A 24,625-nucleotide genomic window follows, 5' to 3' on the forward strand; every position below is an offset into this window, starting at 1 on the left:
GGTCGAAATAGAAAGGATGAAAGCATGTTACTAGTAAAGGATGCGGCGGTTGTCACGATGGATGAAGAGAACCCGTTTATCGATAACGGATTTCTCGTCATCATGGACGGGAAGCTGATCGAGGTTGGCAGCGGCTCACCGTCAGATAAGCAGGAGGCTGACGCCACAGAGGTGATATCAGCCAAGGGGAAATGGCTGATGCCCGGTTTGATCAACACCCACGGTCATATCGGCATGACCTTGCTCAGAGGTCATTCAGATGATTTGCCGCTTCACCGCTGGCTGGAGGAGAAAATGTGGCCGTTCGAAGGAAAGCAGGATGAGCAGGCGGTCCGTGCCGGTCGGGCACTGGCGCTTGCTGAAATGATCAAGTCCGGAACGACGACTTTTTTGGAAATGTATCATTTATATATGGATCAATGCGCCGAAGCTATTGAAGAGGCGGGAATGAGAGCGACGTTAATGCGCTCGATGATCGGACTGTGTTCAAAGGAAGAGCAGGAGGCGAAGCTGGCGGAAGCCGTCGGTTTTGCCAAGCAATGGCATGAGAGCGCTGGCGGGCGGATTCGGACAATGCTCGCTCCTCATGCTCCATATACATGCCCGCCGGCTTTTATTGAACGCATTGTCGAAGAAGCGGTCCGGCTTCAGTTGCCGGTTCATATGCATCTCGCTGAAACGAAAAAAGAAGTGGCTGACCATATCGAACAATATGGCTGCCATCCGCTTGACCATTTAGCCCAGATCGATGTGCTTGAGGCTGTCCCATGGCTCTTTGCCCATGGCGTTCATCTTGCTGAACCGCAGCTGGAACGACTAGCCCGCACAGACGCCACGATCAGCTACAACCCGAAAAGCAATTTAAAGCTCGGTTCCGGCATCGCACCGGTTAAGGAGATGCTTGAGCGCGGGATTCGCGTCTCGCTTGGCACCGACAGCGTCGCGGCGAATAATACACTTGATCTGTTTGAGGAGCTGAGAATCGGCAATTTGCTGCAAAAAGGGAGCTATCAGGACGCGACGACGCTTTCAGCCGCGACGACGCTTGAGCTGGCGACGGTAAACGGGGCCGACGCTCTACAATTTCCGGCGCTCGGCAAAATAAAAGCTAGCTATCACGCCGACTTTATTCTGATTGACGGAGGGCGGCTTCACGTCCAACCGGCCGCGCATGTGCTTTCCCATCTTGTCTACGCCGTGAAGTCTGCAGATGTCACCGATGTCTTTGTTCAGGGAAAGGCGCTGATGAGAAACCGCTCGCTCTTGACTTTGGATGAGGAGAAAATCCGTTACGAGGCAAATCGTGAATATGAGAAAGTTTGTTCGCTTATGTAAGTGCTCTGTACCGTGGGCATGTACAGAGCGACAAAAGAGGTGTGAGCAGGAAATTATAGTTTCGTTTCATGATGCTGTTGACGATCTGTTTGAAAAATAGAAGGGAACAGCGTTTGATGGAGCGTCACGGGAATAGCACGGTACCATGTTGCTCCCTCCCGGCTTACTAATGCGACCGTCTCTTTATCGCGCTGAAAAGCCTCAGCGATCGTCGTTTTTGACACGACATAAGCCCCCTTTCCGGCTTAACAATAGTATCACCAGATGTAAGCCGGCTATGTTTAGAAAAACCTGCCGCACAGTAGACAGAAGAACGGAGGAATAAAAGTGGGACAGAAAATGGAAGTGTTGTCAACGGTTAGAGTGCAAAAGGCTGCTGACCTTTATAAAATTGTTGATTCACTTAATCGAACGTTAAAAGAAAAAGATCTCATGTTTGGCCTGTCACTTGATGAGAATGATGAGGAGAAAATGGTGTTTACCATTTACAGAACATAAGCATGAAAAAATGGATTGTTAGCGGCGTCATCGTGTTGTTGCTTGTCTTGTGCGGTGCCGGAGCGTACAGCTATAACAGCATTCGCGCTCCATTGGATGAGCAATACGCACGGGCGGAAACTTATGCGATCAATGAAGCAGGACTACATACGATTACGGATATTGCTTACTATCATGGAACGAATACGTATTATGTCGTAAGCGGGAGCGATTCCGAGCAGGAGCAAATTGTCTGGATTGCCGACGATTTCGAGTCTCATCACATCGAAGCGGCGGCTGATGGCATTACGGAACAGCAGGCGCTTGACATCGTCTCCAATCAAGCCGATATCGGTCAGGTGCAGGCGATACGCTTAGGCTTTGAACGGCAGCTGCCGGTGTATGAAGTGACCTACATGAATTCGGAAGGAAATCAAGCTTATTATTACCTGACCTTTGCTGATGGGACCTTTATGAAGCGATATCAGATCAGAGTCGATTAACCGGCTGTGTTGTCCGTCTGAACAATTTGGAGGGTATAATAACTGAAGGAATCTTTTTACTTGGAAAGGCAAAGGAATAAGGCGGGCGAACCGCTTGTTGACTTCAAAAAAAATACAGCGGTATAATGTCTAAGGTGTTATCAAGGAGGTATTACATGAAAACAACAATTGCAAAGATCGGTCAATATGAGGGACAGGAAGTGACCATTGGCGGCTGGCTTGCCGGCAAAAGATCCAGTGGCAAAATCGCCTTCCTCCAGCTGCGTGACGGCACCGGCTTCATCCAGGGTGTTGTCGTCAAAGCCGAGGTCGGCGAAGAACAGTTTCAACAAGCGAAAAACCTAACTCAGGAAAGCTCACTCTATGTAACCGGCTCTGTAAAGGCTGATGAACGTTCGCCTTCCGGGTACGAGCTGGTCGTTTCTCATATCGACGTGCTGCATGTGGCAACGGACTATCCAATCACGCCGAAGGAGCATGGAACCGAATTTTTGATGGATCATCGCCATTTATGGCTTCGCTCTAAACGGCAGCACGCCGTGATGAAGATCAGAAATGAAATCATCCGGGCGACGTATCAATTTTTTAATGAGAACAGCTTTGTTAAAATTGATCCGCCGATTTTAACGGGCAGCGCTCCGGAAGGAACATCCGAACTGTTTGCGACAAAGTACTTTGATGAGGACGCCTATCTTTCACAAAGTGGTCAGCTCTATATGGAAGCGGCGGCGATGGCTTTAGGACGAGTTTTTTCCTTTGGCCCGACGTTCCGCGCGGAAAAATCCAAAACAAGACGGCATTTGATCGAGTTTTGGATGATTGAGCCTGAAATGGCTTTCGTTGAATTCGAGGAGAATTTAGAAATCCAGGAGCAATATGTCGCCTATATCGTTAAATCCGTGCTTGCTGCCTGTCAGTTGGAGCTTAACGTGCTCGGACGTGATACGAGCAAGCTCGAACAGATTACAGCGCCATTTCCACGGATTCATTACGATCAAGCGATCACCTTCCTCCAGGAAAAAGGGTTTGACGATATTGCCTGGGGTGATGATTTTGGCGCTCCACATGAGACGGCGATTGCTGAGCATTACGACAAGCCGGTCTTTATCACTCACTACCCAACGTCATTAAAGCCATTTTATATGCAGCCGGATCCTGAGCGCGACGATGTCGTCCTGTGTGCCGACCTGATCGCGCCGGAAGGCTATGGAGAAATCATCGGTGGTTCGCAGCGAATTGACGATGCTGACCTATTGAAGCAGCGGATCAAGGAGCATCAGCTGTCCGAGGATGCGTATAAATGGTATATGGAACTGCGGCAATATGGCTCCGTTCCGCACTCAGGTTTCGGTCTTGGACTTGAAAGAACCGTTGCCTGGATTGCCGGCGTTGAGCATGTCCGCGAGACGATTCCGTTTCCACGGTTGTTGAATCGTCTGTATCCTTAATGAATGGAGTCTGTCACCGCTTCACTTAACGGCGAAAGGAGCTGTCCAGTCTATTTTTCGGATAGCTCCTTTTTATATGACAAACGACGGAATGGCAAAGCCGTGTTATACTATGAAGTGAGGTGTTTCCACGATGCAAGAAAGAATCTTATTAAAATGGGCTGCGCAAAAGCAGCTGACTGTACCGACATTATTGCTGCAGCATTATGCCGAAATGGGATTAAAAGAAAACGAGCTTGTCGCGATTTTGCAGGTGCAAACTTACATTGAAGCGGGCAATGAATTCCCGACTCCCGACTTAATCAGCGAGCGGATGAATCTGTCTGTTTCTGAATGTGCTGATTTACTGGGACGCTTAGTCCGGCGGCGCTTCCTTTCTTTGGAGCGGAAATCGGACGAACAGGGAATCGTCTACGAATGCTATTCACTCGAACCGCTTTGGCTCAAGCTGATTGACCTGTTGAAAGGTGAGACGCTGCGGGCCCAGGAAGAGGATCAGAATCAGCTGGAAGGCCAGCTGTTCAAGCGTTTTGAAGAAGAGTTTGGCCGCCCACTTTCGCCGATCGAAGCAGAAACGCTTTCGATGTGGCTTGATGAGGATCGCCATTCCCCGACGTTGATCGTCGCCGCTTTAAGGGAGGCTGTCGTCTCGGGAAAGGTCAACTTCCGCTATATCGACCGGATCTTATTTGAGTGGAAACGAAATGGCGTCACAAGCCTGGAACAAGCCAAGCTCCACGGTGAAAAATTTCGTAAATACAACCAGGTCAAGAAGCAGGAGAAGCCGCGGGCGGGAGCTGATTCTTATCCAGGATTTGGCTGGCTTGAACAGCGCTGAGTAAGGGAGAGAACGAGTATGATGTCAAAGAAACAAACAATTGAAGCACTTGATATAATCGCTGAAATGTTTCCGGACGCAGAGTGTGAATTGACCCATTCCAACCCGTTCGAGCTGCTGATTGCTGTTGTGCTGTCCGCACAATGCACCGACGCACTCGTCAATAAAGTCACGCCTGCCCTATTTGCAAAATACAAAAAGCCGGAGGATTACATAGCTGTCCCGCTTGAGGAGCTGGAGCAGGATATCCGCTCGATCGGTTTGTTCCGCAGCAAAGCGAAAAATATTAAAAAACTGTCGCAGGCTTTGCTTGAGCAGCATAATGGTGAAGTGCCAAAAACCCGGGATGAATTAGTAAAGCTGGCCGGTGTCGGCAGAAAGACGGCGAACGTCGTAACCTCGGTTGCCTTCGGCGTGCCGGCAATTGCTGTTGATACGCATGTCGAGCGCGTTTCAAAGCGGCTCGGCATTTGCAGGTGGAAGGACAGTGTCAAGGAAGTAGAAGAAACATTGATGAAAAAAATTCCAAAAGAACGCTGGTCGGATGCCCATCATCAATTTATTTTTTTTGGCAGGTATCATTGCAAGGCCCAATCGCCGCAATGTGAGACCTGTCCGCTGCTTGAACGATGCCGGGAAGGGCAGAAGCGGATGAAAGCGCGGGAAGGCAAATGAAGATTCCCGTTTCATTTCGCCGTCGGCCTTTTTTTCAGCGGGAAACGGAGCTTACACCGGGGCAAGCGCTGCCGTTTCCGGAAGTGCTGCTAAAGGTGCCTTTTTATTATGATGTAACGCAGGAGGAGCAGCCCTGGCTTGATAAAGAGCGAACGGTTCCGCTCTTGTTTTCGCTCTGGCAGCGGATGGAGCCACAGCTGGCAGCCTGCTACAGCGAGCGCAAGCCGCAGGACGCTGAACAGCAGATGATTGCAATGAGCGCGCTCTATATCAACTGCCTTTGGTGGAGCCACGGCCACCGGCTAATCTCTTTACAGCTTATTGAAGAAACAAGTGAAACATTGACGTATAAACCGGCGAACATCGGAGAACGTCTGCATTATGTCCTGAGCGACCTTCCCCGTTTTCATGCTTTTCTGCAAGTAAAGGCGCTGTTTGAAGAACAGCAGAAAATTTTTGCGAAAATGCTCGTGCTTGAAAAGCGGGACGAAAACAAACAGATGTCAAATTTATGAGTAGGTGATTATCATCGTAGTGCGAGATCTTGAAAAGAAGGCAAACGTGTTGGAAATGACGGAAAAGGAAAGAGAACGGCTGACGATCGTAGAAGAAAAGCGGAAAAATTCCGCCTTTCAGGTCGCGTTCTGCGGTCACTTTTCCGCGGGGAAATCAACGATTCTTAACCACTTGCTTGGAGCGGAGATGCTGCCGACGAGCCCGATTCCAACAAGTGCGAATATTATTGGAATTCAAAATGGTGAGCTTGGCTTGACTGTTGTTGGCACGAATGGGGAAGAGGAAAGCTGGGAAGGAGAAATCCCTTGGCAGCGAGTGCGCGAATGGGGGATGAATGGCGGAGAGATCGCTTCGCTGACGATTTCGGCACCGCTTCCGTTTTTGGGAAAGCAGAGCATTATTTATGACACGCCGGGGGTTGATTCAACCGATCCGACTCACCAGGCTGTTACGCTCGAAGCCCTTTATACGACCGATTTCATCGTCTATGTGATGGATTATAATCATGTTCAATCGGAGACGAATTTAACGTTTTTGAAGCAGCTTTCCGATGAGAAGAAGCCGCTTTATTTAGTGATCAATCAAATTGATAAGCACGATGAAGCGGAGCTTTCGTTTTCGCAATTTGACCAATCGGTCCGGCAGACATTTTCGGAGTGGGGCATTAACATTTTGAAATTATGTTATACGAGCATGAAACACCGCTCCCATCATCTGAATCAGCTTGACCGGTTTGAGCGTGATATGAAAGCGATGCTCTACCACGGTCATGAACTGTTGCCATACGCGAAGCAACGGCTGTTACAAGGCTTCTATTTAAGCATCGCCGCCCGGCTTCAAGAAGAAATGGAAGCAGAAATCGATGAAATCAAAGAACGGGTAAAGGAAGAAGGCTTCGCGCTGGAGTGGCTGGAAGAGCGGGAAAAAACCGCCGTCGCCTATGAACGCACGCAGCAGGCGAAGCAGCTGTTGGAGGAAGAAATCGAGGCTGACATTCAGAAGCTGATGAAGGATGTGACGATTTTTCCTTACACGACGACAGAGCTTGCCCGCCAATGGCTGGAAAGCATTCAGCCGAACTTTAAGGTTGGGCTGCTGTTCGCAAAGAAAAAAACCGAAGAAGAACAGCAGCGCCGTTTGAAACGGTTGATTGATGAAGTGCAGGATAAGGTGAAGAGCCAGCTTGAATTTCATCTTCATCAAGTATTTAAGCGCTACGATTTCACGTTGCTGAGCAACCGTGAGGAAGTCGAGCGGGCGCTTGATGAGCTTACGGTCACACTCGATGCTGCTTTCTTTACAGAGGCGGTGCAGGCCGGGCCGAAAAACCGCGAATATGTCTATACCTTTACGAAGGAACGGACGGCTGCTGTCACGAGACTGCTGCGGCAGAAGGCGGCAACAGTGATCGCGTTACTCGTCAAGGGAATGGAAACACATTGGCAGGTTGAGCGAAAAGGGCTGAAGGATAAGCTCGAGCAGTTGAATGAAGTAAAAAAGTATGCCGATGAGCTGAAGGAAATGAGCACGGCGTATCATAGCGGCATGGAACACTACCGTGAGCAGGCTGAGCAATTTCAGGATGCCGGGGGCTACGAGCGCTCGCTGAAGGAAGCGATGGAAAAAGAAGTCCCCGTGTTTGAACAAACGACTTTTGCCGATATTAGCCTGCCGGAAGAAACGGTCATTGCCACCGATTGGGAACATGCCGGCACAGCACGCCGGCCGCAATTTGACGAGCAGCTTGCCGAGCAGTGGATGGCGGAGCTAAATGCGGCGCTGAATGAGTCACGCGCGGAAGAGAGAATGCAGACTGAGCGGGAGGAGCTTGCTGAGCGGGCGGCCAAGTTTCAGCAGCAGACGTTCACAATTTCTTTATTTGGGGCATTTAGTGCCGGTAAGTCGAGCTTTGCCAATGCTTTATTAGGTAAGGCGGTGCTTCCTGTATCGCCACACCCGACGACTGCCACGGTCAATCTCGTCAAACAGGCAGAAGAGGGACACCCGTCAGAAACAGCGGTCGTTCATGTCAAAACAAGGGAACAGCTTGACGCTGAAATTAAAGCCGTTGCCGAACAGCTTGATCAGCAGCTGTCATTCGATTCACTGTCAGGCTGGAAGGCGAATCCAAAAGACGCGCAAACAAGCTGGCAGAAAACGTACCAGGCTTACTTAACGACACTGCAAAAAAGTGTGGCGGCGGGAAAATGGGAGCTCGGCTCATCATTTGAAGTAACGCTGGAAGAACTGCAGCCATTTGTCGCCAATGAAAGCGACGCCTGCTTAATCGAACAAGTTACGCTTTATTATGACAGCCCGATCACCAGACAAGGGATTGTTCTTGTTGATACACCGGGGGTGAATTCGATTCACGGCCGGCATACAAATGTCGCCTTTAAGCAATTGCGGGATTCTGATGCGATCTTCTATGTCAGCTATTATAATCATGCATTCTCCAAGGCGGATCAGGCCTTTTTACAGCAAATGGCCAAGGTCAACGGCGATTTCCAAAATGATAAGCTGTACTTTATTTTAAATGCGGCTGATCTGGCCAGCAGCGAACAGGAATTAAACGGGGTGCGGAAGCATGTCTATGACCAGCTCGTTCATAATGGTATCGACGAGCCGCGCCTGTATCCGTTATCAAGTAAAAAAGGCTTGCAGGCCAAACAGGGAAATCAGGAACAGGATCCGTTGTTCGCTGCTTTTGAAACAGCGTTTTACGAGCAAACAATCGCCGAGTTGAAACGGTTGAGCTTTGAGCTGCTGCGCGAGGAAACGAAGCGCTATGCGATGACGCTGGCGAAAGGGCTGGAGTATGCGACGGGTGAGGAAGCGACGAAGGCAGCGAGACGGCAGGAGCTTGCTAACCGCGTCGAGCAATGGAAGAATGAGATTCAGCAGTCGCAGCCTTTACAGGTCGAGCAGGCGATAAAAATGGAAACGAGCCAGCTATTTCTCTATCTTCGTGAGCGGATCCGCTTTGTGTTGGGGGATGAGTTTCAGGCGGCAGTCAATGTGACGACGGTCGTCGGTGCAAGCAAACGGGCGCAGCAGCAGGCGCTGCTTCAGGCGTTGAAGGAATGGCGAAGCGAGGGAGAGCATTTTCTCCAGCAGGAGCTCCGAGCGACATTCGTCCGGCTCGAATTAGCGCTGTACCGGGCGGTCGACCAGTGGCTTACTGAAACTGTAGAGCGGCTGAGAAAGGATTTTCCATCATTTTCTCTGCCAGCTGAACAGAAGAAGCAAGAGCTTGAGGTTGGGCTTAGCAGCCGCTTACTTAATTTGCCTCTTGAAGAGTACAGTTCCAGCTTTCAATCTTTAAAGACTTTCTTTGAAGGCCAGCAAGTACGGGCGTTGAAAGATAGACTTGTTGAGGATGGAGCGGTTGTCGCAAGCGCTACACTGCGAAACGTCGAAGGAGAAACGCTCACCCGGCTTGAAGCGGTCTTCGCCCAGTCATTAACCGCAGCTAAGTCCGCCTTTGTCGAAGGCCTCAACCGTGAAATAGAGCGGTTCGATGCCCTGACCGATCCAAAGCACCAACAAGGCCTCCAACAAGAATATGACCGGTTTAAGGCACTCACACAATAGGGCGATTTTCCCTATTGTGTGAGTGCCGAAGCAGCGAGCGTAGTTAGCACCCGAAAGTAAAAGCCGTCAGGAAAGCGGATTTCTTTCCTGACGGCGCGTGCAAACGGAGCCGCTGCCAGACCTATGAGCCAAGAGAAAGCAAGAGTCGAAGCGCAGGAAAAAGCCGATCCCATAGGCGATTTTCCCTATTGTGTGAGTGCCGAAGCAGCGAGCGTAGTTAGCACCCGAAAGTAAAAGCCGTCAGGAAAGCGAATTTCTTTCCTGACGGCGCGTGCAAACGGAGCCGCTGCCAGACCTATGAGCCAAGAGAAAGCAAGAGTCGAAGCGCAGGAAAAAGCCGATCCCATACAATAGTGTGATTTCCCCTATTGTGTGAGAGACGGCTTCGTACATTGGTTAAGTAGATAAAATGCCTTTGAAAGTTCTCTCTCAAAGGCATTTTTACGTCCGTCAATTCGTTTATTTTTTGTTGGTGACCCAGGAGGATGAGTGTTCCTCCTGGGTCAGTTGGTTAATTTCTTCAAGTTCATGGCAGCGAAAACAAGCATCGCCTGCATCTACTATCTTCCGTAAAGAGGGTAGTTGAAGAGTACGTAGATTCCCATCCCGGGAGCGGGTTCGAAGCGACTTATCATGGCTACTTTCTTAAACTACAAAACGCCTGTCGACTTTTTGCATCTTATCATTAAGAATGTTATTGGCGGTTTATTGTCGTTATCCTTATTCGGTTCATCAATTTCGGAAAACTCCACCAGACCGTATTCACGAAATTCCTTCCTTATCGTGTCGGCATCATAAAAATACAACTTTACGCCTTCCTTCGTCTCAAAGTAGTCTTTATCCAACTGTTTGCCTTTTCCGAACATCGGTGCTTTTTTTGAAACGGTTGTAAAAATCATATAGGCACCAGGCTGGAGCTGATTGTAGCACTCTTTAATAAATGCCGCTCTCTCAGTCTTATTTAATAAGTGGAGAAGCGCATGGGAGAAAATACCGTTATATTGTTTTGTATCGAAGGGCATCTCGGTGACGGAGCCACGGAAAATTTTACAATCAACTCCATTTTTCCTTGCCAAATCAATGGCCGTTTGTGAAATCTCAATGCCTGTAACATCGATGCCATTTTCAAGGAAAACCTTCGCATTTCTCCCATAGCCAATCCCGGGTAGCAGGATATGTTTCACCTTTCTTTCAAGGAAAAAGTCTTTTGCCAGGATGGCCGAGTCCGCAGGTTCCAAGCCCCACATCGTTTGCTTTTCGATAAAACTGGACTCCCAAAATTCCATTCCACCTTCAGCTCCTTTAGTATAGGATCTTTCATTATAGATATAATTACTCTTTAATAACTATAATTGAAATTCATCATCCTGTAAACGATAAAGAAGAGGCTTGGATAAAAGGTTGTATTTACCTTTTCCAAGCCTCTAAGCATAATCAGTTTTCTCTAGGTTTCGTTTCCTTCGGCAGAACCTTCATCGGGCTCCGTGACAGGAGGCTGTTCTGCATCTCCATTATTATTGTTGTCATCTGGATTGTTGCCGTTGTTATTGCCATTTCCAGGTCCGCTATTATCATTCCCGTTGCCATTATTGCCGTTTTCGTCTGGAGGGGTTTCCTCATCTTCTCCAGGCAGCGGATTGCCATCGGGATCAAGTTCCTCAAGTGGGTCCGGTATGTCCTCTTCATCCTCTTCAGTCGCATCCTCAATGACGACACGGGCTGAGGCGGAATCACTTTGGACATTTGGATTTTCATCCGAAATCGCGCGAACCGTAAATTCATACGTCGAGCCATGTTCTGGCGCGTTAAAAATAAATTGCATGTCTTTCATCCGGTCGAGCAATTGCGGGCTGCTGCCGTCAACGGATACTTGCAGCTCGAAGGTCACCTCATCCGCAAGGTCATTTGGATAATTCCAGCTGACGATAATTTGATCGTTCTCTGCTTCATAGCTGGCCATCATACCCGACGGAGCAGCAAGCTCCATAAATTCCTCTGAGACACGGGTCGGCTCATTGCCACGGACAAACAGTTCATAAACAATTTCACTCTGCGGCGTATAAGGGCTAGGCAGTAAACCGGTTGAGCGCTCGACGCCGACGCGGACAACTGAATTCGGCATGGTGAAATCTTCTGTTTGCTGATTAGCCGATACTTCCTCCATCACCGCTTTAAAAATTCGTTGCGCGAGCTGGCGCTCTTCACCGCGTCTCAGGTAATTATTCGGACCATTCCGACTGAAGCCGGTCCAGACGGCAGCTGTATAATTTGTTGTATAGCCGGCAAACCAAATGTCCGGCACTTCATTTTCCGGGATGCCATGAGCCCGGCGGGTATCTTCATCAAAATTCGTTGTTCCCGTTTTTCCGGCCATCGGTAAGCCTGGAATGTTTGCAGTCGTACCGGTTCCGTCCGTTACCGCTGTTTTTAGCATATCGGTAATCATATAGGCCGTATAGTCACTCATTGCTTTTTGTGCTTCAGGTGCCATATTGATTTCCCGGCCGTCAGGAAAGACAATTTTCCGGACGGTATGTGGTTTTGTGTACATTCCATTATTACCAAAAGCGGCGTAAGCACCGGCGAGATGAAGGGTGGAAATACCATCACGGAAACCACCAAGGCCAAATGCTTCCGGCATCTCACCATCATCATATTCAATTGGAACGCCAAGCCCTTTGGCAAATTCCTCAGCACGGTCAACACCGACCTCCTGCAACGCTTTGATTGCCGGAACATTGCGCGAGCGAGCTAAGGCCCGTCGCATCGAAAGGGCGCCGTCGTAGGAACGGTCAAAGTTGCGAATCGGTACACCGACGCTGTATTCATGAGGCTCATCAACGAGGACGTGGCCGGTCGACCATTGCAAATACTCAATTGCCGGACCATAATCCAAAATCGGCTTAATCGTTGAACCAGGCTGTTTGCGAAGATCTGTCGCATAGTTAAAGCCCCGCTGGACATCGGTATCCTGCAAGCCGCTGCCGATCGCCTTGATTTGCCCGGTTTTTGTATCGAGCAGGGTAATACCCGCCTGAAAGTCTTCATTATCCGGAAAACTTGTAATGTACTGATCTGTTTGCAGGACGGTTTCGACATGCTCCTGCGCTTCGACATCAAGCGTTGTGTAGACCTTTAGTCCAGCATTGTAGAGATCATTGACCGTGATCCCTTCCATTTCTTCAAGCTCTGCCAACACTTGATTATAAAAGGCTTCATACGGATAAGACTCACGCTCTGTTAATTCAAGCTGATCCTCCAATGGAATCGCTTTTGCCGCTTCAGCCTCTTCACTCGTAATCTTTCCGTGCTGTTCCATCAGCGAGAGGACGAGGTTGCGTCGGCTTTCGGCAGCTTCTGGATTTTTCGTTGGATCATAAAAGCTTGGACGGCGTGGGATCCCGGCGAGCAACGCGGCATCAGCGAGCGACAATTCGCCGACCGATTTATTAAAGTACGTTTGCGAGGCGAGCTCGACCCCGTATACGCCGGAGCCTAAATAAATCTGATTCAAATACATCTCAAGGATCTGATCCTTCGAATAGCGCTGTTCCAGTTTGATCGCTAAATATTGCTCCTGAATCTTTCTCGTTAAACGCTTCTCTTCGTTCAGAAAAAGGTTCTTGACGAGCTGTTGGGTAATCGTACTTGCCCCTTCAGCGCCAAATCCCTCGGTTATATTGGCTGCGACTGCGCCAAACAAGCGGCGGATGTCAATCCCAAAATGCTCGCGGAAGCGGATGTCCTCCACGGAAAGGAACGCATCCTCGACGATTGGCGGGATATCCTGAATGCTGACATTGACCCGCCGTTCACTTGAGTCGAGCTGTGAGACGAGCTCATCATTCTGGTCAAACATTTGCGCTGCCTGTGATAATGTCAGCTTGTCTTCATCAAGCGGAGGTGCTCCCTGAATCATGGCGAAAACCGTGATTCCGCCGGCGATGCAGGCAATTACACCAAGCGTGACAATTAATAGAAATATTTTTTTCAAAAGACCTTTCTTTGTCGTCTTTTTCCCCTTTTTCATTGATTGACGTGCTTGACGACGTCCCTGTCTTGTTTTTATTTCTTTTGACATCGTGTCTCTCCCTTTCTGCATCCACTACTTTGTAAAGTAGACTGATTCAACTACTTTCAAGTAATCAATTCGTGGATGATATCCTATTTTAATCGAATACCCTAACTGTTCAATATCCGACTTTCGGATGGATTTTCGGGTTTGCTCCTGTCTGTCGTAAAAAGAAAGGAGATGGCTGGCATCCAGTAAATAGATTTCATCTGTTACGGTAAAGCGAAGAATAACAAAAGCAATCCCTCCTTGAACGATGACTTGGCGCATATGTTCAATTTGATGCTGATGAAAGTTCTTCAACGGGAAGGAAGTTTTATTCTTTGTTTCTTTGGCTTCGAAATCAATATAGCGCCCTTTAAAAACTCCATTATAGTCCGTCGTTGAAGCCTGTTTGAAATAGGCTTCTTTAATGACAGCAGCGCTGCGGCGCGGATAGTCAACGTCAACAATCTGCACGGGTGTCGGCTTCTTGTGAATGACAGCGAGCTGATGCTCCAAATAATACTGGTTCGTGACGTTCAAGTCTTCTTCCAGCGTCATGCCGCGATTGCTGTACATATTCGTTGTGCCTGCGCCCGTTTTTTTAACAGGGGGCGGATTTGCTTCGAAGCGTCTACCATTTGGATAATGAATCGCCATAACCGCTCACAAACCTTTCTAAAACAATGCATGGAATCAAAGATAGAGATCAAAATAAGGTAGATTCCATCACATTATCTTACCATAAAAGGTTGCTGAAAAGGTAGGTCATTTTTTGTAGATACGATGAAAGAAAGGCTGAAAATCATGAAAAAACATGTAATAGATGCGATAAAAAAACAAACAGCGCAAGGAAATCTCGATAATATTTCACGTACCGTATTGTATGAACAGTTTTACAATGAGCATCCGGAGATTAAGTGGGCGCTGCTCGCCGGGCTCGTTTCCCGTAACGCTGGCTGGAATATGACGGATCTTTGGAGCAAATGGTTTCACGTTTTGATCACCAGTGAGAAGAGGGACTTACTATTTTCCACGTACGAGCGGGCAAACTGGACGATTTTCGCCGATGCCTTTCCGCAGTTGCTCTGGTATGAACGGGCAAAGAAAAAAGGGAAGCCTGATTATTCATTGCTGGCGGCATTGGGAACGAGCAGGTTCATGCAGAACGAGTGGAGGAGGTTTTGCGAGAAGGGCGATGAGGAGCGGCTTTGCACGGCGCTAATTATTAATGAACAATTTGTGATAGAAGGGACGGTGCTGCGGAAGCGCCCTTATCAAAACCGGGTATTTGAGACGCTGCTGTATGTGGCTGAAGAGCATGCTCACTTCAGCTATGTCCTATTTCCAACGAAAAGCGGTAAGCTGTACGGCTTGTACACGCGCGATTTTCGCGATGTCCAAAAGCGTATAGTGTTCGGAAAGCAGCTCGCAAAGCTGCTGTTTCATCCGCTGATTCACGCCGGGATTATCCGGTTTTTACAGGATACACCGCCAACCGGCTCGCGCTATGATTATGGTCAATATATGAAATGGTCCTTTTCTAACACGAGTCCGCCGCTCAGAGGAACGGTACCGCTCGTCGCCCATCATTGGTCGAACCGTAAGGACTGGTATTTACGGAGCGAGGAGGATATCGAAGCGCTGTTTGCAGAGGAAAAGGAAATAGAGCCGGTTGAGCGGACTAACTGGCTGCAGATGAAGATGAGCGAGCTATATCTTCTTATGAAGCTGAAGCAACTATTGAGACTGGGAGAGAGGTCGCAAGGAGAAGAAAAACATGGCAGGCGCTCCGTTCTGCGCAAATCCCCTACCGAAGAAACCCGCTTCGGTAGAGGCCACTGAAAAACTTCCTTTTTCAACAGATTCCTTCGGTAAAGGATGTTAAAACCAGGGGCAGACTTCGCACATTGCTTAAGGGTGTTTGCTCCCTGCCTTATTCCGCAGGACGGTTTGGTCCACCGAGCTTTTTATCGCCAGTATATGAATTGAGCCCTTTGTCAGCTGGCTGTCGTTTATTCTTTTGCTTGTTGCTTTTTGTACGTTTATTTGTCATCATACGTCCCTCCTTTATGAGTAGTTTGTCGGATCGTTGCCTTTCCATGCATGTTCAGTCAAAATTCCGCCTTCTGTTTCGTTTCTTACGGAATCAGCACTTTGTTTGCCGAATCAATTCTACTTTTGTCAGGCGCAAAGGAATTTGCGGAAAGCGACGAGAAAGTACCCTCAAGCTTATTATTTAGAAGGAGGGACCGACAATGAAAACATGGAAAACGAAGGATGTATCAGAGCAGTTAGGTGTGAACCCGACGACGGTCCAGCGCTGGGTAAAATATTTCGGATTAGATTGCGAAACGAACGAACATGGGCACTACCAATTTACCGCGGAGCATGTGGAGATTATGAAGCATATCCAACAGGAGCTCGCTCTCGGGAAACGAATGAGAGAAATCACATTTGAGCAATATCCGGGAATGAAAGAGGAAAGACCGGCACAGCTTCAGCAGACGATTGATACAGAACTATATGAAAAAAAGCTGCAGGAGGTAATGAAGAAGGTTCAGGAGCTGGAATACCGGCTTAGCAAAAAAGCTGATGAAGTCGTCAGCTACCAATTGTTGAAGCACCGTTCGGAGCTGGAAGAAATGATGAAGCTCATTAAAGGCTTGGAGAAGCGGCTGGCACAAATGGAACAGAAGATCGACTATCCGCAGCACGGACATGAGAGCGAGCTACCGCTGGTTGCCGGTGACGAGGTCAAAAAGAAGCGGCGGACGTTGATGCAGTTGTTTTCTTTCTGATTCGCAATGAAGAAGGCAAAGCACTTTGAAGCATGGCAGCCATTTGGTAAGATTGAGAACGGAGGTGCTGAGCTATGAGCAGGGAAACACGTTCTCACTTACAGCAATACACAAGCGATTTACTCGCTCTTAATAAAGAAGCCGAGGAATATTATCTTGAGATCGTTCGCCGGTATGACAGCTATGAACCAGACTTTTTCGGCAAGGTGAAGCCGTTTGCCGATCAGGTGGCGGCGCTTCGGGAGCAATGGCTGCCGGAGGCAACGGCCTTTGTCCAGAAGGAAAGGCCGTTGCACCTGCATCCAAGTCAGCTTCAGCAGACGGCGGAGAATCTTGAAATTGTTGCGATCAAATCTTTTTACAAAGAGACAAGCTTAAAAAGACAAATGGAAACTTTTAAATCAGTCGAGTACGTCCTGAATCAGCTGCTCGATGCCATCTCAGCGGCAACCGGTAAATGAACCGGTCACAAACAGAAAAAAGCAGCGTTTCCTCTCCTGCTTCATGCAGAGCGGTCACGCTGCTTTCTTTTTTAGCCATTATCACGAAAAGCTAAAAACGTCATAAAAATAATTGTCGCGAAGGACAGGATCGCTAAAATGGTTACGAGCATCCCGGATGGCTCTGCGTGGGCCACTTCCTCAGCTCCGCTTTCTTCGGCGGCCGCAGCCAGAACCTGAAGCGGAACTAAGAAAGCAACGAGACAAGCTCCCAAAAATGAAATCACTTTACCCAAGATCAACCCTCCTCTTTTTACGTATGTATCTTTCCCTTCAAAAATCAATGACTGTCAGATGATCCCATTGACTATCCCTTTTATTATAGGGAGCGGAAAACAAATTATCAACCTAAACCGCCGCGATAAATATGGCTAATCTGTGAGCTGAACAAAAGAATGCACGATAATCGAACGAAGCTCCGGGGTTCGCAAACGATAGGCGTTATGATAAGATGAATGTACTATGTAAGTAGTCGAAGTTATTGTAAGATTCAGTTTGAAATGAAAGGACAAGACGATGGGAACTGTACATATTGAAGATATCATTATAGCCAACCAGCGCTTAAAAGACGTCGTAACGCATACGCCGCTTCAAAAGAATCAAGTGCTTTCAGAGCGTTATGATTGTCAAGTTTATTTGAAAAGAGAGGACCTTCAGGTCGTGCGCTCCTTTAAGATCCGTGGAGCCTTTTACCAAATTTCGAGTTTATCCGTTGAGGAGCTGAATAATGGCGTCGTTTGTGCCAGTGCGGGAAATCATGCCCAAGGTGTTGCTTACTCCTGCCAGACGCTCCGGATTAACGGAAAGATTTTTATGCCATCGACGACTCCGCGTCAAAAGGTCGATCAAGTGAAGTTTTTTGGAAAAGAATACGTTGAAGTTATTTTAACCGGAGATACGTTTGATGATTCCTTCAACGAGGCAATGGCTTACTGCACGGAGCACCAGATGGCGTTCATCCACCCGTTTGACCAGGAGAAAATCGTCGCTGGACAAGGTACGGTCGGAATGGAAATTATGAACGATATCGATGAGAACATTGACTATTTATTTTCTTCGATCGGCGGCGGCGGCTTAATTAGCGGGGTTGGTACCTACATTAAAAGCATCAGCCCGCGGACGAAGGTCATTGGTTGCGAGCCAAGCGGGGCGCCGTCGATGAAGGAGTCGTTGAAACAGGGTAAGGTAGTCGAGCTTGAGAAGATCGACAAATTCGTCGATGGGGCAGCTGTCAAAAAAGTAGGGGAGCTGCCGTTTGAGATTTGCAAAAACGTCCTTGACGATATTGTTCTCGTTCCGGAAGGCAAAATCTGCACGACGATCTTGGAGCTGTACAATCAAAATGCGATTGTTGCCGAGCCGGCAGGAGCGATGTCGATTACAGCGCTTGACTTTTATAAGGAAGAAATAAAAGGGAAGACCGTCGTATGCGTCGTAAGCGGGGGAAATAACGATATTGGGAGAATGCAGGAAATGAGAGAACGCTCCTTAATTTACGAAGGACTGCAATATTACTTCATTGTCCAATTTCCGCAGCGCGCCGGAGCCTTAAAAGAATTTATTACCGATGTTCTCGGACCGCATGATGATATTACTAGATTTGAATATACAAAGAAAAACAATAAATCAAATGGACCTGTTCTGATCGGAATTGAATTGAAATGTCATCAGGATTATGAACCGCTGATCAAGCGTTTGCAGAAAAAAGGCTTTGATTATCAGGAAATCAACAAGGATGCCAGCCTGTTTAATTTGTTAATTTAGCTGTCACAACGTAAAAACAAGGGGAGGATTTGCGGTGATTCAACAGAACAAAGAGATTTTATTAGAAAGCGGAACAAATGAACTCGAGGTAATCGTCTTTCAAGTCGGGACAGGAGTATTTGGCATTAATGTCATGAAGGTGCGCGAGATTATTAAAGCACCACCGGTCACTTCTATGCCAAACAGTCATCCGCATATTGAAGGGATTGTTCGTCTGCGTGATGAAGTGCTGACCGTTGTCGATCTTACGACTGTGCTTGGCTTTCCTCCTTCGGAGCATCCTGAGGAGGACAAGCTGATTATCTCGGAATTAAATCAGTTAAAGGTGGCCTTCCGGGTCCAGAGTGTATCACGGATTCATCGCCTGTCATGGGAGCAGATCGAGAAGCCGACCGACTTATCGCAAAATCTTGAAAGTGCAGCTACAGGAGTGGTCAAGTTAGACGACCAGATGATTCTGCTGCTTGATTTTGAAAAGATCGTCGTCGACATTAATCCAGATAAAGGAATTAACGTTTCTCAGGTGAAGACATTAGGCAAGCGTGAAAGACGCCATAAAAAGATTGTCGCGGCTGAAGATTCGGCGATGCTGCAGAAGCTGCTGCATGACACACTTGCCGAAGCGGGCTACGACCAAGTGACGTTTTTTCAAAACGGCAAGGAAGCGTGGGACTACCTCGAATACTTGAAATCGACAGGCGACGTCTACAATGAAGTAGATCTGTTGATTACAGACTTGGAAATGCCAAAAATGGACGGCCATCATTTGACCCGGAAAATAAAAGAGGACGAAAGCTTAAAAGACATTCCTGTCATTATTTTTTCCTCGCTGATTACGGATGACCTTTACCATAAGGGCGAGCGGGTCGGAGCGGATGGGCAGGTGAGCAAACCGGAGATTGTTAAACTGATTGGACAAATTGATCAGCTTGTCTAACTATGAATGATATCCTGTATAACACCAATACAGGATATTTTTTGTGGTCTTAATAAATTTGGCGAAACACGGTTATTAGCAGTGTTTTATATCTTTCTGTCAGAAAATTCAAATGAATAAAAATACATTGATATTCATTGACCAAGCGCCGTTTATCTCGTAGAGTAAAAGGGAGGTGATCGGATGAAAGAACGTGTAAAACAATTGTTCTTCGTGTTGCTCGGTCTAGTGTTAACGGCTGTCGGACTGCATCTTCTCGGCATCCACCAATTAACATTTGGAGGAACAGCAGGACTTGCGACTGTCCTTACCTATTTGACCCCCTGGTCGTGGGCTGTGCTGTTTTTCCTTGTCAACCTGCCCTTCTTTTTGATGTCGGTCAAGGAGCTCGGGAAGTGGTTTACGTTTTCAAGCTTTATGTCGATTACCGCGATTTCGATCATTGGCGACAGCCTTACGCTGCTCCCAAAGATTGAAATGATGCCGTGGCTTGTGGCAATCATTTCCGGTCTTTTGATCGGAGCAGGCGTCACGTTTGTGCTGAATAATGGCTCCTCGCTTGGCGGAATTCATATTCTGGCCTTGTATATCGATCATCGCTGGGGTGTGAACCGTGGCTGGACGATTTTCATTAGTGATCTGCTGATCGTCCTTAGTGCCGCTTTTCTCGTCGGCTGGAATTTTGCCTTGCTGTCCGTCGTCACGATCTTTCTTGCCAGCGCAATAATTGGCCGCTACAAAAAGTCGCCGATTAAGGCGGACGCCGCAGCGGCCGATTATCAGACGGTCGTCGGATCGGGCTCTGACCTGAACACTCCGGCGAAATAAGTGTCTTTTACTTCCTAAAATCGTTTGCCGCCGAGATAGCGGTGTGCCCAATAAGGCTGGTCTAACGAAGATACCGTAACACCAGTCGATGAACCGGCATGAATAAATTGCCGGTTTCCCAGGTAAATGCCGGCGTGAGAAGGTCCGCTCTGAGCTGTTGAGAAAAAGACGAGATCACCAGTCTTTAGCTGAGAAACCGATTGTCCGCTGCGAAAAAGCTCTCTTGTCGTCCGTGGCAGCTGCTTGTTATGCTGGCGGAACACATATTGAATAAACCCGCTGCAATCGAAACCTGCCGTTGACGTACCGCCCCAGGCATAAGGAACACCCTGGAGGGAAAGCGCGGTTTGAATGAGCGAATCCTGAACGGGCTGCTCGACCTGCTGTTCAACTTGTTGTTCCTCTTGTTCCGCACTGACTGCCGCCGCCTTAACTTGCGGAGCTTTCAGTGCTTTTTTTGTTTCAGGGCCTATCATGCCATCGACCTGAAGCCCATGTGCCTGCTGAAAATGCTTGACGGCTGCGGTCGTTCTTGGACCGAAAATACCATCGACTCCTTGATAGTAGCCGTAATCGGCCAGCACTTGCTGAGCCTTTTTAACCGCCGGCCCTTTTACTCCTTCTTTCAGCAATTGAGCCGAGCTGCCTTTTAAGGACGGTGAATGAGCGGAGGCGATTAACGCCTGCTCCGGGTTGTTTTCTCCCTGCTGGATTGTGACTGTTCTTTCTTCTTGACTGGCAAAACGGATCTCTGTTGACAGCCGCAGATGACGGCTCGTTTCCGGCCCGGCGACTCCATCGCTTTTCAAGGCATGATTTCGCTGATAAGAGGTGACCGCCTGTCTCGTCAACAGGCCAAAAAATCCGTCGATCGCCCCGTCATAATAATGGAATGCTTTTAAGTAGCTTTGCAGCTGCATCACCTGGGCGTCAGTCCGGCCAAACTGGAGTAACCATGAATGATCGAGAGGTGCGCCTTTTTTTGGCGCGGCAAGCGCTTTTTCCTGGTTCAGTGGCATATACATCACGGTTCCAAGCATAGCCGCAGACAGCAACAGCGTTCCTTTCGTTTTCGTCTTCATCTGTTCCCTCCTGTTGTCGCAATGATACATCACATAGTTTATGATGCCAGGCTGGTACTAGAACCGGATTTCCTTTTTGCAATGAAAAATCCATGCTATACTTATACACAATGACATGAAAGAGAAGGAGTGAGCGTATGCGATTGCAGCATAAAAAAATTATCGCACTCGTCGATGATGAATTTGAAGATCTTGAACTTTGGTATCCTGTAATGCGTTTGCAGGAGGAAGGCGCTACCGTTCATCTGGTCGGACAGGAAAAAGGAAAAAAATATATCGGGAAATATGGCGTGCCGGCTACTTCTGATTTCGCCTTCGATGCTGTGACTGCCCGTGACTATGATGGGATTCTTGTGCCAGGCGGCTGGGCGCCGGATAAGCTTAGACGCTATCCGCAAGTGCTTGACTTGGTTAAGGAAATGGATCAGCAGAAGAAGCCGATCGGACAAATCTGCCATGCTGGCTGGGTCTTGATATCAGCCAATATACTTCGCGGGCGAAACGTAACGAGTACCCCGGGGATTCGTGATGACATGGAAAACGCGGGAGCGACATGGCTTGATGAACCGGTCGTTGTGGATGGTCATTTGATTTCAAGCCGCAGACCGCCGGATTTGCCGCCGTATGCAAAGGCATTTGCTGATGCGCTTGCCTAGGAGACTGCTATGGAATTTCATTTTTTAGGAACGGGAGCGGGACTGCCTTCCAAACAGCGGAACGTCAGTGGACTGGCTGTTCGTTTTTTACAGCGAAAAAGCGCGCAATGGTTGTTTGACTGCGGTGAGGCGACCCAGCATCAGCTTCTCGATAGTCCGATTACATTGACAAAAATAGATAAAATTTTTATCAGTCATCTGCATGGTGATCATATTTTTGGCTTGCCCGGTTTACTTTGCTCACGCTCTGCCCAGGGAGCGACGACACCGCTGACGATTTTCGGACCATATGGCGTCCAGGCTTTTGTCGAAACGGCTTTATCCGTATCTTCCTCCTATTTGTCTTTCGACGTGGAATATGTCATCGTTCAGGAAGGGACTATTTTTGCCGATGAAATGATGTCAGTTGAGGCGCTGGAGATTGATCACGTCATTCCGAGCTACGCCTTTCGGCTGACGGAGGCTGACCGTCCGGGTACCTTGCAGGTCGAACGGCTGCAGGAAATCGGTATCGCGCCGGGACCGGTCTACCAAAAAATCCAGCGCGGGGAGGTCGTGAAGCTCCCGAATGGAGCGATCGTGAATGGGCGCGATTATCTTGGCCCGGCAAAAAAAGGACGTACCGTAATCGTGGCTGGCGATACGAGGTTGAGCGAGAAGATGAAGACTTTTGCCGACGCGGCCAACCTGTTGATTCATGAAGGCACTTTCCGCGCTGACAAGCAGGAGCATGCCCAACGTTTTGGTCATTCAACGATTACAGAAGCCGCTTCTTTGGCGAGAGAAGCAGACGTCGAGCATTTGATCATTACCCATATCAGCTCCCGCTATGCGGAAGAAGAGAAGGAGCTTGAGCTTGAGGCGAAAAGCATCTTTCCTGCTGCGAGAATCGCTTATGACGGGATGATTTTTAAGCTGTAGCGCATATTCGTGCCGAAAGCTGTACAAAGTAAGATCATTGCTTCATCTTAAAGGAGGAATGAGTATGGCAGAGCACAGCTCGCTTGAGCAGTCGCTTCAGAAAGCGGAAAAGACACTTGCGGAGGCGGAGCAGGTATTTGAACACGCCCAGCGCCTTGAGGGAACGGATCCGGATCAATACAGGCAGGCACAGCTCCAATTGGAAGAAATCAGCGAAGAGCTTGATGCTTTAAGCCGTGCCGCAACGCCAGAACAGCGTGATCAAGTCAGCCGTACCCAGCAGCAGGTAAGACAGCTGCAAAATCATTTTATTTTACGGCGATAGAAGGCCGATTTTCGAAAGAATAAGGAAGCGGTTCCCGTTCCTTTGGCTTGAGCATGGCTTCGCGCGCGGTTCGCCATCCAGAAGAACCCCACTCCTGGATGATTTTAAAAGCATATCGCGGCTTCAAGGAGGACGGCGGTTCCGTGCTGGGCGCAGCCAGAAGGAAAGAACCCCGCTTTCCTTCTGACTTCAAACCATAGCCCACACTCCCGCTTTTTTAGAGGCTTGAGCATGGCTTCGCGCGCGGTTCGCCATCCGGGAAACCCCATTCCTGGATGACTTTAAAAGCATACCGCGGCTTCAAGGAGGACGGCGGTTCCGTGCTGGGCGCAGCCAGAAGGAAAGAACCCCGCTTTCCTTCTGACTTCAAACCATAGCCCAGACTCCACACGCTTTTTTAGAGGTGTGCCCAAAGGGAAAATCATCCTTTGGGTACACCTCTTTACTATGCTATGCATTGGTTGGGGGTTTCTGGTACAATAGGGGGGAGTAAGGGAGGCGATGATGTGAAGGAGATTTCGGGCGAGCAGCTGAAGCGAAGCATCGCCAGGCGGGAAGAGCTGACAATTGTCTTTGTTCATACCCCACTTTGCGGTACGTGCAAGCTGGCGCGGAATATGCTCGAGCTGGTGGAGGAGTCACTTCACGGGTTGCCGCTTGTTTCGATTAATATTAATGAGGCACCTTGGTTTGCCCAAGAGTGGAAGATTGAAAGTGTCCCTTGTCTGCTTGTTTTTCAGAAAGGCTTGGGTGTAGAGCGGGTATATGCCTTCCGCTCACTGCCTTATCTTCACACTCTCTTGAAAAAATATATATCTTATACGAACACATTACAGTAAGAGAGGGGATTGAAACAATGTCAACAGCTTATGAAGAATATATGCGTCAAGTCGTGCTGCCGATGCGCGCGGAATTAACGGAGGCGGGATTTCAGGAATTAACGACGGAGGAAGAGGTTGAACACTATATGGAGCAGGCGCAAGGGACCACCCTTGTCATGATTAACTCTGTCTGCGGCTGTGCGGCGGGCCTGGCTCGTCCATCGGTTGTCACGTCGCTCCAGCATGACCACACGCCAGATCATCTGGTGACGGTTTTTGCCGGTCAGGATAAAGAAGCGACTGCAAAAATGCGCTCTTATTTTGCAGAATACCCGCCTTCTTCGCCATCAATGGTTTTGTTGAAAGGGAAGGAGGTTGTCCACTTTATTCCGCGTGAGCAGATTGAAGGGGCGACACCGGAAAGCATTATCCGTAATTTGGCGTTAGCGTACAACGAGCATTGCCAAAACTGATTGATTTTCAAAAAATGTAAAGAAGCCGTCCGCTACAGGTATCACATAACCTGACGGACAGCTTCTTTTTTTGATGT

General features: G+C 48.5%; 25 protein-coding genes. 19 read left to right on the forward strand and 6 right to left on the reverse strand.

Going from position 1 to position 24,625, the window contains the following annotated elements:
* The first annotated feature begins 24 nt into the window (after positions 1-24).
* The gene (locus M3212_RS10755; RefSeq protein ID WP_251193972.1) at positions 25-1,335 is read left to right on the forward strand and encodes an amidohydrolase; all 1,311 of its coding nucleotides are present in this window, start codon (positions 25-27) and stop codon (positions 1,333-1,335) included.
* A 53-nt stretch (positions 1,336-1,388) separates the two neighbouring features.
* Here M3212_RS10755 and M3212_RS10760 read toward each other — a convergent pair whose 3' ends face one another.
* Positions 1,389-1,559 carry a hypothetical protein gene (locus M3212_RS10760; protein ID WP_251193973.1) on the reverse strand — a complete coding sequence of 57 codons (171 nt, stop codon included), beginning with the start codon at positions 1,557-1,559 and terminating at the stop codon, positions 1,389-1,391.
* A 103-nt stretch (positions 1,560-1,662) separates the two neighbouring features.
* Here M3212_RS10760 and M3212_RS10765 point away from each other — a divergent pair, with 103 nt between their 5' ends.
* From M3212_RS10765 to M3212_RS10795, 7 genes are all read left to right on the forward strand, one after another.
* Positions 1,663-1,833 (forward strand): YpmA family protein, encoded by a 171-nt coding sequence (locus M3212_RS10765; protein ID WP_251193974.1) that lies wholly within the window; start codon positions 1,663-1,665, stop codon positions 1,831-1,833.
* A gap of 2 nt (positions 1,834-1,835) precedes the next feature.
* Positions 1,836-2,315, forward strand: coding sequence for a DUF5590 domain-containing protein (locus tag M3212_RS10770; protein WP_251193975.1), 480 nt, complete (start codon positions 1,836-1,838; stop codon positions 2,313-2,315).
* Positions 2,316-2,470: 155 nt separating this feature from the next.
* Positions 2,471-3,763: an asparagine--tRNA ligase gene (gene asnS, locus M3212_RS10775; protein WP_251193976.1), complete on the forward strand. Its 1,293-nt coding sequence runs from the start codon at positions 2,471-2,473 to the stop codon at positions 3,761-3,763.
* Positions 3,764-3,896: 133 nt separating this feature from the next.
* Positions 3,897-4,601 (forward strand): DnaD domain-containing protein, encoded by a 705-nt coding sequence (locus M3212_RS10780; protein ID WP_251193977.1) that lies wholly within the window; start codon positions 3,897-3,899, stop codon positions 4,599-4,601.
* 18 nt (positions 4,602-4,619) lie between these two features.
* Positions 4,620-5,276: an endonuclease III gene (gene nth / locus M3212_RS10785; RefSeq protein ID WP_251193978.1), complete on the forward strand. Its 657-nt coding sequence runs from the start codon at positions 4,620-4,622 to the stop codon at positions 5,274-5,276.
* Positions 5,273-5,791 (forward strand): YpoC family protein, encoded by a 519-nt coding sequence (locus tag M3212_RS10790; protein WP_251193979.1) that lies wholly within the window; start codon positions 5,273-5,275, stop codon positions 5,789-5,791. The genes nth and M3212_RS10790 overlap by 4 nt, the downstream gene beginning before the upstream one ends.
* 55 nt (positions 5,792-5,846) lie before the next feature.
* Positions 5,847-9,386, forward strand: coding sequence for a dynamin family protein (locus tag M3212_RS10795; protein WP_251194054.1), 3,540 nt, complete (start codon positions 5,847-5,849; stop codon positions 9,384-9,386).
* 650 nt (positions 9,387-10,036) lie between these two features.
* On the opposite strand, the gene M3212_RS10800 is transcribed toward M3212_RS10795, so the two are convergent.
* From M3212_RS10800 to recU, 3 genes are all read right to left on the reverse strand, one after another.
* Positions 10,037-10,672, reverse strand: coding sequence for a class I SAM-dependent methyltransferase (locus tag M3212_RS10800; RefSeq protein ID WP_251193980.1), 636 nt, complete (start codon positions 10,670-10,672; stop codon positions 10,037-10,039).
* A 158-nt stretch (positions 10,673-10,830) separates the two neighbouring features.
* A complete protein-coding gene (locus M3212_RS10805; protein WP_251193981.1) occupies positions 10,831-13,467 on the reverse strand; it encodes a transglycosylase domain-containing protein in 2,637 nt (878 codons plus the stop codon).
* Positions 13,468-13,491: 24 nt separating this feature from the next.
* Entirely contained in the window at positions 13,492-14,100 is a 609-nt protein-coding gene (recU, locus tag M3212_RS10810) for a Holliday junction resolvase RecU (RefSeq protein ID WP_251193982.1), read from the reverse strand.
* A gap of 147 nt (positions 14,101-14,247) precedes the next feature.
* On the opposite strand from recU, the gene M3212_RS10815 reads away from it, so the two are divergent.
* The 3 genes from M3212_RS10815 to M3212_RS10825 all read left to right on the forward strand — a co-directional run bounded on the left by M3212_RS10815 (position 14,248) and on the right by M3212_RS10825 (position 16,702).
* Positions 14,248-15,285 (forward strand): DUF2515 family protein, encoded by a 1,038-nt coding sequence (locus M3212_RS10815; protein WP_251193983.1) that lies wholly within the window; start codon positions 14,248-14,250, stop codon positions 15,283-15,285.
* Positions 15,286-15,698: 413 nt separating this feature from the next.
* Positions 15,699-16,241, forward strand: coding sequence for a chromosome-anchoring protein RacA (gene racA / locus M3212_RS10820; protein WP_251193984.1), 543 nt, complete (start codon positions 15,699-15,701; stop codon positions 16,239-16,241).
* A gap of 74 nt (positions 16,242-16,315) precedes the next feature.
* A complete protein-coding gene (locus tag M3212_RS10825; protein WP_251193985.1) occupies positions 16,316-16,702 on the forward strand; it encodes a YppE family protein in 387 nt (128 codons plus the stop codon).
* 71 nt (positions 16,703-16,773) lie between these two features.
* On the opposite strand, the gene M3212_RS10830 is transcribed toward M3212_RS10825, so the two are convergent.
* On the reverse strand, positions 16,774-16,977 hold the full coding sequence (locus M3212_RS10830) for a hypothetical protein (RefSeq protein WP_285874272.1): 204 nt from the start codon (positions 16,975-16,977) through the stop codon (positions 16,774-16,776).
* Between the two features lie 280 nt (positions 16,978-17,257).
* Here M3212_RS10830 and ilvA point away from each other — a divergent pair, with 280 nt between their 5' ends.
* The 3 genes from ilvA (at position 17,258) to M3212_RS10845 (ending at position 20,270) form a co-directional block, all read left to right on the forward strand.
* On the forward strand, positions 17,258-18,505 hold the full coding sequence (gene ilvA, locus M3212_RS10835) for a threonine ammonia-lyase IlvA (protein WP_251193986.1): 1,248 nt from the start codon (positions 17,258-17,260) through the stop codon (positions 18,503-18,505).
* Between the two features lie 37 nt (positions 18,506-18,542).
* A complete protein-coding gene (locus M3212_RS10840) occupies positions 18,543-19,442 on the forward strand; it encodes a chemotaxis protein (RefSeq protein WP_251194056.1) in 900 nt (299 codons plus the stop codon).
* A gap of 183 nt (positions 19,443-19,625) precedes the next feature.
* On the forward strand, positions 19,626-20,270 hold the full coding sequence (locus M3212_RS10845; protein WP_251193987.1) for a YitT family protein: 645 nt from the start codon (positions 19,626-19,628) through the stop codon (positions 20,268-20,270).
* Positions 20,271-20,284: 14 nt separating this feature from the next.
* Here the strand turns inward: M3212_RS10845 and M3212_RS10850 are convergent, their stop codons facing one another.
* On the reverse strand, positions 20,285-21,352 hold the full coding sequence (locus M3212_RS10850; protein ID WP_251193988.1) for a peptidoglycan-binding protein: 1,068 nt from the start codon (positions 21,350-21,352) through the stop codon (positions 20,285-20,287).
* 137 nt (positions 21,353-21,489) lie between these two features.
* Here M3212_RS10850 and M3212_RS10855 point away from each other — a divergent pair, with 137 nt between their 5' ends.
* The 5 genes from M3212_RS10855 (at position 21,490) to M3212_RS10875 (ending at position 24,548) form a co-directional block, all read left to right on the forward strand.
* A complete protein-coding gene (locus tag M3212_RS10855) occupies positions 21,490-22,008 on the forward strand; it encodes a type 1 glutamine amidotransferase domain-containing protein (protein ID WP_251193989.1) in 519 nt (172 codons plus the stop codon).
* Between the two features lie 9 nt (positions 22,009-22,017).
* Positions 22,018-22,929 (forward strand): ribonuclease Z, encoded by a 912-nt coding sequence (gene rnz / locus M3212_RS10860; protein ID WP_251193990.1) that lies wholly within the window; start codon positions 22,018-22,020, stop codon positions 22,927-22,929.
* Between the two features lie 64 nt (positions 22,930-22,993).
* Entirely contained in the window at positions 22,994-23,254 is a 261-nt protein-coding gene (locus M3212_RS10865) for a DUF2524 family protein (protein WP_251193991.1), read from the forward strand.
* A 506-nt stretch (positions 23,255-23,760) separates the two neighbouring features.
* A complete protein-coding gene (locus tag M3212_RS10870; RefSeq protein ID WP_251193992.1) occupies positions 23,761-24,093 on the forward strand; it encodes a thioredoxin family protein in 333 nt (110 codons plus the stop codon).
* Positions 24,094-24,110: 17 nt separating this feature from the next.
* Positions 24,111-24,548: a BrxA/BrxB family bacilliredoxin gene (locus M3212_RS10875; protein WP_251193993.1), complete on the forward strand. Its 438-nt coding sequence runs from the start codon at positions 24,111-24,113 to the stop codon at positions 24,546-24,548.
* Positions 24,549-24,625 lie beyond the last annotated feature (77 nt).

Origin of the sequence: Halalkalibacter oceani, from assembly GCF_023715705.1 — a bacterium.
Classification (GTDB): Bacteria; Bacillota; Bacilli; order Bacillales; family Bacillaceae_D; genus Halalkalibacter; species Halalkalibacter oceani_A.